Raw genomic sequence first — 11,293 nt, forward strand, 5'->3', positions numbered from 1 at the left:
GTCCACGAGGGCGGCGCGAACCTCAACCGAGCCGGCAATAGTCCCCTGAGTTTCACCGACACAGTGCAACCAGACTCCACCACGGATGGCATCATGGCACATAAACCCGCACGATTGACCCGCATCGACACTATCGCCCCGAATAGCATTGGCAAGCGGGTGTGGCTTGTCGATGATCGTAAGCTGGGGAAAGGGGGAAAGCTTTGGCTCGCAAAGGGCACCGCCTTTCTAGAGACCGTTGCATCCCTCAGTGACTTTGCCGAGTTGCTGAAGGAATTGGAGCCCGGGCAAAGTGTACTGACCTACGGAATACCTAAAGCATCGGTGCCTGAGGCCGGGCTGCTTGTCCTCTCCAAGGGAAAGCTGGCATCCCACAAATGGCGGGGTGACAAGACGCCGGCGATCGCTCGATCGCGCGAAGATTTTACCTGCCCGGACGGTCCGGGGATCGCGCTTTTGGATCACGACCCGGACAAGGGCAAGCAGGGCAAACGACCCGAAGATCTGGTTGCTATCCTAGCCGAAGTCTGCCCAGAACTTGGGAGAACGCAATCGCTGTGGTTGCCGTCATCGTCGTCCCATATCCATATCACCGCCACCGGTGAGGACCTGACCGGTCTCCGGGGCTTGCATGGGCATATCATGTTTGAGGAGGCATCTGATACTTCGCGGGCGATGATGGTGTTGCACAAGCGCCTGTGGTTGGCCGGGTATGGCGAAATACGGATAAGCGGATCGGGGCAACTTCTCGAACGCGGACTCTTCGACACTGCTGTGTGGCAGCCGGAGAGGCTGGACTTTGCCGCAGGTGCGAAATGCTCAAAGGATCTCGAGCAAAAACGTGGAGAACCCGTTTTGCTGAACCACGACGGTGCTCCCCTGTTCGATAGCCGGAGGGCCCTGCCGGATTTGAGCGAGGCCGATGAGGCACATTACCGGCAACTGGTCCGAGAGGCTAAGGCAGCGCGTGAGGCCGAGGGCCAAGCCGTCCGAGGGGCATGGGTGGACGTCAGGCTCGAAAACGAGATCCGGCGCGCACACCCAGAGTTGGGCGAGCGTCGCGTGCAGGTCAAAATGAGGAAGGCACAAAAGCGGCGCGACGAATTGATCAGGGTGGCTAAAGGAGAGGTCAAAGACCTTTCTCCTCAGCATTTGATCCATCTGAGCGAGAACGAGGTGGTGAGCGTTGCCGAGATCCTCAACGATCCCCAGCGCTACAAGCAGATGCCATGCTGTGACCCGATCGAGCCAGATTATCGAGATTGGGCGCGTTCGGCGACGATCTTCGCCGAGGGGGGCATCATTTATTCCCATGCGCATGGCGCAGAAACCCGCTACCGGCTCGGGCCTCAAGAATTGCCGGATGCATCGGATCGCCGCGTTACCGTTGATCTGACTGACCCGGACATGGTGCTTGAAAACGTGCAGCAGCTCGAACGTCTCGTCGGGGAAGCCCATCTCGCCTTTGCGTTCGGTGGGATCCCCTCCGTCCTACGACGCATGCAATCAGCCTATGCTCGGGTACCGGTCCTTGGCGAAGGCGGACTACCGATGCGGGACAAGGGTGGGGTGCTGGTTACCGCACCGACCCACCTCCTCCAAGCCGAGCCGCTGAGCGCCGCCGGCGCACATCTAGTTGCCGCAGATGTTGCGAGGTTCGTCAGAACAAAGCGCAACAACGAAGTGCTTTCCTGCCACCTGTGCGCTCCATATCCAAGCCTGATGGCCAAGGGATGGGGGGAGAGACTGCCGCCCTTGCGCGGCTTCGCATCTTATCCCGTCTGGCATGCAGGCGAGCTTTTGGTCGGGGATAACACCTACCATGCCGATACTTGCTTGATGTTGCAAACAGCGAGGCTGAACCTTGAGAATTTCGACAGCGTCGAAGACGCGTTGAAGTTCCTCCGTGACGCGTGGCTTGCAGATTTCCCCTTCGCAGCGCAGGAAGATCTCTCCGGAGCATTGATGGTGCCGATATCCATCCTGATGGCCAAAACGACCTTGTCCAATGCGATGGGGCCGCCACTTTTCCTGATCACGGCCCCCAGCGCAGGCACAGGGAAAAGCCTGCTTGCTATGGGGTTGATCGCTGCCGTGACTGGAGAACTACCACCGTCGACGCATTATCCGGACAAGGAGGAAGAGCGCGAGAAAAGAATCACTGCTGCGATCATGGAAGGGCACCCAGCGCTGTTTCTCGACAACCTGAAGTCTGGGAGCTTCCTTGGGCGGGGTGATGTTGCACTGACCAAGCTGATCACTGACGTGGTCTGGTCTGGACGAGTGCTGGGACAGAGCAAAATGTTCAAAGGGCCGGCCGGTATCGTGACAGTTGCGACGGGGAATAATGTCGTTGTCGACGGCGATATGGCTCGCCGGACGATCAACATCCGACTCGATTTGCAGGGGGAGATTGCAGCCAGACGGGAGTTTAAGCATCCGCATTTCATCCGCTGGACCCTCGATAACCGTAGTCGAATCCTGGGTGCCCTGGTCAAGATCCTGCAGAACCCGATGGTAGTGCCACGGGGTAATATAGGGGGGTTCCCGGAATGGTCCGCCGCTGTAGCACAGCCGATCCTGTCCGTCTTGCCGGCTGACGGATTCTTTGAACCGTGGTTGGAGGCATCGGAGGAGGACGGAAAGGGTGTTCAACTACGGGAGGGATATCCGTTGGTCCAAGCTCTGTCATCCGTCCGCGTAGGAGAACAGAATGGCGTTTTTTCCATCAATGGCGGGTGGTTCACAGCGGCAGAAGCGATCGATCACCTAAATGACACGAGCTTGGCACACCTCCTTGTCGCGGCACTGAGAGAGAATGAGGTACCGACGGCGAAAGCACTGGCATTCCTGTTGAGGCGCAGTGCGGGGGTCACTTATGAGGGCGACCTCGGGAGCTACCGTGTCGAGACAGTGCGGCAAAACCTGGGAGCTAGAACTGACCGCAAGATTCGTCCGGTCTTCCGGATCAAGCGCCTCGGGTCATCAGCCGGCGCCGTGGGAAAGGTTCTCAGTCTTGGAGACAGGGTGTCACAAGCTAACGAACTGCTCCCCAAAAACCAAACTGGAAGCACAAACGAGGGGGATTGAGGTGAAAGTGCGCCAAGATGCGCCAAGTGCGCCGACGTTTACCCCCTCAGCAAATCTCTTCGGCGCATCTCTATCATTCGTAATGAGCGAATAGCGGCAGGTATATGTGGTTGGCATGCTGAGGAAAGCCTGGCGCACTTGGCGCATCTTGGCGCATCTTGGCGCACTCGTCCATTCGACCACGGAATCAAGCAAGGGATCATAGACCAGTTGATCTACTCCAATGATGCAACCTGCCAAGAGCCGAAGAGCAATTCGGCGTTTGATGATGCCAGCATCTCAGAATGAGGTATAATAAAACCTCACCCCGTCGCGCAAGCGGCGGGGCCTTATGTCGTTCTTAGATAGCGTACTTTCTTATATTTAGGTGTATCCGTGTGGCGTGTCTGCCCTGACGATGCTGGTCCTGGGCTGATAATGTTCATGGTTAGCGTCCGCGGACGTGGTGTAATTTCTACGCCTTCATCGGTGTAATCCCGGGTGGCCATCGAGGTGTATGGTCGAGGTGGAGTTTCGACGCTTCAACCACGAACCTTACGGAGACCCCGATGACCAAGACCAACATGGACCTGTCCGAGCTTCTGGCCAAGCATGATCAGGGCGATTTCCTGCGCGGCATTGCCGAGGCCGTTCTTCAGCTGATCATGGAGAGTGATGTCGACGGCCTGATCGGCGCCGGCCGGCATGAACGCAGCGGCGAACGCACGACCTGGCGCAACGGGTATCGAGAGCGCGCTCTCGATACCCGTTTGGGCACGCTGAACCTGCGGGTGCCGAAGCTCCGGAAGGGCAGCTATTTCCCCGGCTTCCTCGAAGCCCGGAAGACCTCGGAACAGGCGCTGGTCGCGGTGATCCAGGAAGCCTGGATCGGTGGCGTCTCGACCCGTCGCGTCGACGAGTTGGTGCAGGCCATGGGGCTGTCGGGCATCTCCAAGAGCACCGTGTCCAAGCTGTGCAAGGACATCGACGAAAGGGTCGGCGAGTTCCTGAACCGGCCGCTGACCGGCGATTGGCCCTATCTCTGGCTGGATGCCACCTATCTGAAGGTCCGGCAGGGCGGCCGTATCGTGCCGGTGGCGGCGATAATCGCCGTGGCCGCGAACACCGAGGGGCGCAGGGAAATCATCGGTCTGGGCATCGGTCCTTCTGAGGCCGAAACCTTCTGGACAGAGTTCCTGCGCTCGCTGAAGGCGCGCGGCCTCGGTGGGGTCCGCTTGGTCATCAGCGACGCCCACACCGGTCTCAAGGCCGCCATCGCCCGGGTGTTCGAAGCGACGTGGCAGCGGTGCCGCGTTCACTGGATGCGCAATGCCCTCGCTCATGTTTCGCGCGGCCAGCACACCGTCATCGCAGCCGCGATCCGGCAGGCCTTCGACCAGCCCGACCGTGCCCATGCCGGCGAAACCTGGCGCAAGGTGGCCGAGCAGTTGCGCCCGAGATGGCCAAAGCTGGCCGACCTCATGGACGAAAGCGAGCACGATGTGCTGGCCTACATGTCCTTCCCTCGCCAGCACCGCACCAAACTGCACTCGACCAACCCGATCGAGCGTCTGAACAAGGAAGTGAAACGCCGCGCCGACGTCGTCGGGATCTTCCCCAACGAGGCCTCCATCATGCGCCTGATCGGTGCCGTCCTCTTCGAACAAAACGACGAGTGGCAGACTGCAAGCCGCTACATGATGGTCGAGGCCTTCGCCCAGATCGACAAGGAGGAGATCGATCCCATTCTTAGCATCACAACGAAAGCCGCCTAATCATGCCCTCAGGCCATCCGAGAAATTACACCACCTTGACGGACGTGACCTGTTCATGCTCGGGAATGGACATCTTGAGGCACGCTATGGCGGGCACGAAGGGGCACTGGAACCGGTTCTGGTCGGCTGAGGAGAAGCGATCGATCTGCCTGCAAACACGCGCGCCGGGTGTTTCTGTCGCGCAAGTTGCGCGGCGCTATTCGATGAACTCGAACCTGCTCTTCACCTGGCTGAGAGATCCGCGGTTTGCACCGGCTGATGACAAAGCGCCGAGTATTGCCGCCGATGGTGACGTGTTTCTGCCGGTCGAAATCTCCGTATCGCCCGCAGGACCGCATTCGACGGATGACGCTGTCGAGACGCCTCGATCTTCAGAGGGCAGGATCCTTGCTCAACGGGTCGACATCTCGCTGTCCGACGGGCGGCGGATCCTGATTGAGGGTCCGACGAGCCTGCCGGCGGTTCTGGGGCTGGTTCAGGGCCTGTTGCAATAATCCCAGTGCCGAGCAACACTAGGATCTGGCTTGCTGTCGGGGTTACGGAAGCATGAAACGGATCACCTATACATAAAAGACCTGACACTCTCGTCGGTGAAGCTGGCCAACTCCCGCGGCGACAGCTCATGCTCATCCAGGGCCAGCTCGATGATCTGGCCCCGCACCCCATCGGGGATGCGGTTCCAGACCCGGCAAGAAAGGTCAGCCTTGACTGAGGCGATTAGAGAAACAGTTCGGACACTAACTTCATCCGACAGATAGCCGCGAGCTAGCCCACGGTGCTGTAAACTGGTGGCGCCCAATCCGGCGGGTCATACATCTTCGAACGCTTGATCTCTCCAGCAAAGCCCGTCTCCCTTTTGAGACGAGCTTTGTCTTTCGTCCATTCTGCACGGTCCCTGTTCGGATCGGCCATAATTTGCGTGACCATGTTGTGAGGGTCCACATCGTACCGGTACAGCCCTTTGTCGTGATACTCCTCTGCCTTACCGAAAAACAGAAGCCGCACTTCATTCTCATGCTTGAACGCATTGCGCTTCAGCAGCAGAGGGCGTGCAAGATCTTCCGCTGAGATAGACAACTGCCCACCGGCGCAGATAATGCCCTTCAGCTCCTTCTCGGTCTTGTACAGAACTTTGCCTAGGAAGCAGGTATCTTGCGGCATCTCGGGATGCGCGTTGACCAGAGCGGTGAGCAATTTTCGCGGAGTAGATTTGATGCGCAGGAAGCGCTGAGACGCATCATTGGCGTAGATACCCCACATGGCCTCGGACCGGGCGTGCCTGGTCCAGCACTGACCGACGAAATCGTTTTTGAAACCGTAGTTAAAGCGCTCGCCGTCCAGAACGCCGCCTAGGGCCATTTGGAAATTTTCAAACTTGTCCTTCCAGTTATGTATCTGGCTCAAAACATTCCGCCGTTCCGTAAATAACCGGATTACATGCTCCTCCTTCATGATCCGGTAGATGGGCTTGTCGCGTTCAGTTTCGGTAAGATTCAGAAAGTTCAGCGTCAAGAAGATACCCCAAATGTGTGCCGCAAATTCATCCTAGAACAGTCGACAGAAATCAAAAAAGAACCCAACTTTGTGTTGGCGCCGGTCTTGGTACGACACGCTCTGCAAATTGAAACTTCTTGTTTCACCAAACCGTCTACGGACCTCCGCAATACGGCTCGATCTTTAACCTGCTTGGTGACTGCCTTGTCGTATTTGACCCCATAGTGGCGGAGTGGGATCCAATCAGCATGCCAGCAATCGGTAGACCGAAGACCGAGCAACTCCCAACCGCTTGGCGATCTCAGTTGGGCTGAGACCGTCGACCTCCTTCAATTGTTTCACCTGCGCCGGATCGATCGACGCCTTGCGCCCCTTGTAGACGCCCTCGGCCTTCGCCTTGGCAATGCCTTCCATCTGACGTTCACGGCGCAGGTTGGTCTCGAACTCAGCGAAGACCCCCAGCATCTGGAAAAACGCCTTGCCTGCCGCAGTGCTGGTATCCACGGGCTGCTCGGTGGCCTTCAATGCCACGCCCTTGACCTCAAGCTGCCGAGCGATACTCGAGAGGTCATCCATCGACCTGGCCAGTCGATCCAGCCGTGTCACGACCAGCGTGTCCCCTTCCCGCATGAACTGGTGCAGGGTACGCAATTCATCACGCCCCTGCAGCTTCGCGCCGCTGACCTTCTCCTCACGGATGGTGTCGCACCCTGCGGCCTTCAGTGCCTCGCGCTGAATGGTCAGGTCTTGGTCAGCAGTCGACACGCGGGCGTAACCGTAGATCTTCATGGATCTGTCCTTTTAGGATCTAGACCCATCCCTAATGACGTCCGATGAATAAAAATTCAATCCTATTCGGACACAAAAACTGTCCGATCATGGAGCGCTTATAGGGTATACTCATGTAGGACACTCGAACCAGGCAAGGACGCTTTGGAAAACGACAAAAGCCCCGCACTTGTCGGGGCGGGTGTTAGTGGTCAGTGGGAGCGTTGGTTGCGGGGGTTGGATGCCAACGATCATTTTTTTTTCGACACGTGGGCATAAACATAGTCGACCGAACTGAGCGTTCGAATCCCGCATGCTCCGCCATCATCCCTGTTGCGAACACGGACAGGCGCCCATCGCGGCGCTGAAATAGTCGCGTTTTCAAAGGGCTTTGCCTCCCCCATGCGAACCTGTGAGACTGCGCCTCAGGCCCGATCCGGGCTCTGAACGGCCTTTCGTCTCTGTTCGGGCGAACCTCGTTGAATTCGGTTCGGTCGAATTTTTCCACGCATTTCCAATGGCCTGAGTTTCCACCCCGCCAAAACTTCGGTCCTTGTGTTGATCCCCTTCGAGAGGAACAGAGCCGCAACACGCGAGAGGCGCAGCTGCTGGGTGCGCTGGCCGAATGGCGCGTAGCGATGACGGTGATTTGCCGGGGTCAAGCTGGAAAGCCGTGATGACAAAAGGACTTCACGCCCATAGCCTGGCGGAATGTCGAACGGGCCTTGGACGGATGAAGAGAACGACCTGATCGTCGCGGATTACTTCGCGATGCTGGTCGATGATCTCGCGGCGAAACCCCTGAACAAGGCAGCATCATATCGACAGCTTGCAGATCGGATCAATCGCTCCGTGAAGGCAATCGAGTACAAGCACCAGAACATCAGCGCCGTGCTGAAGGCGTTGGGCGAGACGTGGCTGACTGGCCTCGCACCCGCCTTCAACTTCCAGAGCTCGCTTGAGGATGCCGTTCTGCGATGGATGAACTCGCATCCGGAGTGGGTCCTGCGGGTCCCCGGCAACCAACCACCGACCGGCCTTCACGATGCGGCGCAGATCTGGATCGGGCCGCCGCCGACGCTGTCGAACCAGCCGCCACCGCAGGAGTTGGACCTGATGTTGCGGATCGCCAGGAAGTCCGACGTGGCCGGCCGCGACGAGCGTAACCGTGTCCTCGGTCGCGCGGGAGAGGAACGTGTGCTGGCCTACGAGCGGTCGGTGCTATCCGTTCTTTCCGGCGCTGACCGACGTCTGGACGGACGGCGCGAACTGGCGGCTTGGGCATTGGCTGACCGGGCGTCTCGGCGCGGTGTCGCTGGCCGCACTGGTCCGGCACCTCTGCCTGCGCGCCGGGCTGCCCGAGTCCCGGGTCGACGTCTCCGGCCTCTGGGGTGCGGTCGAGGGTTACGCCATCACCGCGCTGGAAAGCCCGCGCGCCTCGATCACCACACTGTCGCGGCATTTCGGCTTCGACGCCATCGAGACCGAAGGGGTGATCCGCTTCGTCATGCGCGGCCGGGCGTCCGTCGCGACCCTCGCGCCCGACGATCTGGTGGCCGCCCGCGAGGGCGACGTGCTGGAGCTGACGCGCGGCCAGGAGACCGAACTGCCGCAGGCGCTGAAATGGCAGGTCGCGCGGGCGGACGAGGATTACGACGCGTCCCTCGTCGAAGCGCGGCGCATCACCGTGGACTCGACGCGCGTCACCTCGGAGTCCTTCCCGATGGCGGTCCCGCCCGAGGAGGCCGAGCGGCGCTGCCGCCGCGCGCTGATGGAGGCATGGGTGGGGCGCGAGACCGCGGCATTCCGTCTGCCGCCCTCGCGGCTGGCGTTGGACCCGGCTGACGCGATCCGGCTCGCCCATGACGGACGGCTCGTCGATCTGCGGCTCGTCTCCATCGCCGATGCCGAGGCGCGCGGCATCGAGGCGGTGCGCTCGGACCGCGCGACCTACGACCTGCCGCCTGGCGATCCCCGCGCAGCCTCACTGACGCGCGCTGTCGTGTTCGGCGCGCCGGACGCGGTGCTGCTGGACCTGCCGCAGCTGACCGAGGACCAGCCCCCGCATCGGCCGCTGGTCGCCGCGCACGCCGTTCCCTGGCCGGGCGAGATGGCGGTGTTCCGCAGCCCCTCGACGGACGGGTTCGAGCTGCTGACCACGTTCGGCAGCCGCGCCCGGATCGGGGCTCTGGTCTCCGACTTCTTCGCGGGCCCCACCTCGCGCTTCGATCTCGGCAATGCGCTGGTGGTCGATCTTCTGACCGGCACGCTGGAAAGCGTCACCGACCTCACGCTGTTCGGCGGCGCCAATGCAGTCGCCATCGAGAGCGCGCCCGGCGTCTGGGAGATCGTCCAGGCGGGCGCGGCGGAGTTGCTGGCGCTTGGCCGGTATCGGCTGACCCGCTTGCTGCGGGGTCAGCGCGGGACCGAGGGTGCCATGCGCAACCCGGCGCCCGCCGGCGCCCGGGTCGTGGTGCTGGACACTGCGCTGGCGTCCCTGCCGATCACCGAGGCCGACCTCGGCATCCCGTGGAACTGGCGCATCGGCCCGGCCAGCCGTCCGGTCAGCGACGAGACCTATGTCGCGCACGCCTTCACGCCCGAGGGTGTTGGGCTGCGGCCCTTCTCGGTCGCGCATGTCGAGCAGCCGTGGCGCAAGCCGCGCACCGCCGGCGATCTCACGATCCGCTGGATACGCCGGTCCCGAGCCCTCGCGGCCGACAGCTGGGGCGGGCTCGAAGTGCCGCTCGGCGACGAAATCGAAGCCTACGAGGTCGAGATCCTCGACGGTGCCGCCGTGAAGCGGGTGCTGAGCACGACCACGTCCAGCGCGGTCTACTCCGCCGCAGGCCAGACCGCCGATTGGGGCGCGCCGCTCGCCCCTGGCGACAACCTCACCGTCCGCATCTTCCAGCTCTCCGCCCTCGTCGGGCGGGGCGCGCCCAAGACCGTCACGCTGATACTCTGAAGGCCATCCCATGTCCGACACCACGACCCATCTCCTGCTGCCCTACATCCTTGCGGCGCAGGCCCAGAAGCATGTCACCCACAACGAGGCGCTGCTGATCCTCGACGGGCTCGTCCAGCTCTCTGTTATCGATCGGGACCTGGCAGCACCCCCTGCGAGCCCCGTCGACGGCGACCGCTACATCGTCGCCTCAGGCGCGAGTGGCGACTGGGCGGGCTGGGACCTGAACGTCGCGCTCTGGACGGACGGCGCGTGGCTGCGCCTGCCGCCGCGCACTGGCTGGCGGGCGTGGGTCGAGGACGAGGGCCTGCTGCTGGTCTACGACGGCGCGGGCTGGGTCGGCACCACGCCCGCGGTGCTGCAGAACATGGCGCTGCTCGGGCTGGGCACCACCGCGGACGCCTCGAACCCGTTCTCGGCCAAGCTGAACGCCGCGCTCTGGACCGCCAGGACCGTGGCCGAGGGCGGCACCGGCGATCTGTTCTACACGATGAACAAGGAGGCGGCGGGCGACGATCTCGGGCTGACGCTGCAGACCAACTTTGTCACCAAGGCGCTGGTCGGCCTCTTCGGCTCCGACCGCTTCCGGCTGGCGGTCTCGGCCGATGGCAGCACCTTCTTCGACGGGCTCAGCGTCGACAACGCAACCGGCATTGTCGACCAGCCCCGGCTTCCGCGCTTCAAGGCCTACACGAACTACGACAATTACGTCGGCATCGGGACCTGGACGAAGATCGGCCTCAACAACACCGACTACAACGACCAGGGCGGCTTCGACGCCGCGAATAACCGCTTCGTGGCGCCGGTGGACGGCACCTACCTCTTCGGCGCGACGCTGCTCTACAAGGTGAACGCGAGCACGTCGGCGCGGATGAGCGGTCGGCTCGCGCTGAACGGCACGACCGAGATCCGCGGCTCGTTCGGCGAGATCAGCGGGGCGCATGTCTCCGAGGCCACGGCGCTCTGGCTGCAGACGATGGTGCCGCTGACTGCGGGCGATACTGTCGAGCTGCAAGGCAACTTCCGCGCCGCGGACGGCTATTTCGCTGCCGACCAAACGTCCTTCTGGGGCGCGAAGATCGGATGAGGGAGCATCACCGTGTCACCCAACGGTCCGTGGAACCTGCGAGCGCGGAAACGCTGAGCGCCCAAGCGATGACGCGGGATCGGGCGCGCGCATGTTGGGGCGGAGCTTTCGTAATGAGCTTGGCTAGGGGGG

The 11,293-nt window shown here is 61.6% G+C and carries 6 protein-coding genes and 2 pseudogenes; 6 read left to right on the forward strand and 2 right to left on the reverse strand.

The annotated features are described in order from the left end of the window. Nucleotides 1-93 precede the first annotated feature (93 nt). The 3 genes from CX676_RS07730 to CX676_RS07740 all read left to right on the forward strand — a co-directional run bounded on the left by CX676_RS07730 (nucleotide 94) and on the right by CX676_RS07740 (nucleotide 5,338). Nucleotides 94-3,090, forward strand: a complete 2,997-nt coding sequence (locus tag CX676_RS07730) for a hypothetical protein (RefSeq protein ID WP_157935874.1) — start codon at nucleotides 94-96, stop codon at nucleotides 3,088-3,090. A gap of 548 nt (nucleotides 3,091-3,638) precedes the next feature. Beyond that, nucleotides 3,639-4,844, forward strand: a complete 1,206-nt coding sequence (locus CX676_RS07735) for an IS256 family transposase (protein WP_101752090.1) — start codon at nucleotides 3,639-3,641, stop codon at nucleotides 4,842-4,844. Between the two features lie 86 nt (nucleotides 4,845-4,930). Then, nucleotides 4,931-5,338 (forward strand): transposase, encoded by a 408-nt coding sequence (locus tag CX676_RS07740; protein WP_101754208.1) that lies wholly within the window; start codon nucleotides 4,931-4,933, stop codon nucleotides 5,336-5,338. Between the two features lie 271 nt (nucleotides 5,339-5,609). Here CX676_RS07740 and CX676_RS07750 read toward each other — a convergent pair whose 3' ends face one another. Together CX676_RS07750 and CX676_RS07755 are read right to left on the reverse strand one after the other, a co-directional pair. Next, nucleotides 5,610-6,356, reverse strand: coding sequence for a hypothetical protein (locus CX676_RS07750; RefSeq protein ID WP_101752104.1), 747 nt, complete (start codon nucleotides 6,354-6,356; stop codon nucleotides 5,610-5,612). A 225-nt stretch (nucleotides 6,357-6,581) separates the two neighbouring features. Further along, on the reverse strand, nucleotides 6,582-7,127 hold the full coding sequence (locus CX676_RS07755) for a recombinase family protein (protein WP_101752105.1): 546 nt from the start codon (nucleotides 7,125-7,127) through the stop codon (nucleotides 6,582-6,584). Nucleotides 7,128-7,817: 690 nt separating this feature from the next. On the opposite strand from CX676_RS07755, the pseudogene CX676_RS22935 reads away from it, so the two are divergent. The 3 genes and pseudogenes from CX676_RS22935 to CX676_RS07770 form a co-directional block, all read left to right on the forward strand. Continuing rightward, nucleotides 7,818-8,330, forward strand: a pseudogene (locus CX676_RS22935) (DUF3883 domain-containing protein); the annotation flags it as partial. Continuing rightward, a pseudogene (locus CX676_RS07765) lies at nucleotides 8,251-10,074 on the forward strand (phage tail protein); the annotation flags it as partial. The pseudogenes CX676_RS22935 and CX676_RS07765, both read left to right, overlap by 80 nt. A gap of 10 nt (nucleotides 10,075-10,084) precedes the next feature. Continuing rightward, nucleotides 10,085-11,161, forward strand: a complete 1,077-nt coding sequence (locus tag CX676_RS07770) for a DUF2793 domain-containing protein (protein ID WP_101752106.1) — start codon at nucleotides 10,085-10,087, stop codon at nucleotides 11,159-11,161. Nucleotides 11,162-11,293 lie beyond the last annotated feature (132 nt).

The organism is Paracoccus zhejiangensis (genome assembly GCF_002847445.1).
Lineage (GTDB): Bacteria > Pseudomonadota > Alphaproteobacteria > Rhodobacterales > Rhodobacteraceae > Paracoccus > Paracoccus zhejiangensis.

Excerpts from the sequence above, each read along its gene's own strand:
- CX676_RS07755 (WP_101752105.1), bottom strand. The coding sequence starts at position 7,127 with ATGAAGATCTACGGTTACGCCCGCGTGTCGACTGCTGACCAAGACCTG.
- CX676_RS07730 (WP_157935874.1), top strand. The coding sequence starts at position 94 with ATGGCACATAAACCCGCACGATTGACCCGCATCGACACTATCGCCCCG.
- CX676_RS07740 (WP_101754208.1), top strand. The coding sequence starts at position 4,931 with ATGGCGGGCACGAAGGGGCACTGGAACCGGTTCTGGTCGGCTGAGGAG.
- CX676_RS07770 (WP_101752106.1), top strand. The coding sequence starts at position 10,085 with ATGTCCGACACCACGACCCATCTCCTGCTGCCCTACATCCTTGCGGCG.
- CX676_RS07735 (WP_101752090.1), top strand. The coding sequence starts at position 3,639 with ATGACCAAGACCAACATGGACCTGTCCGAGCTTCTGGCCAAGCATGAT.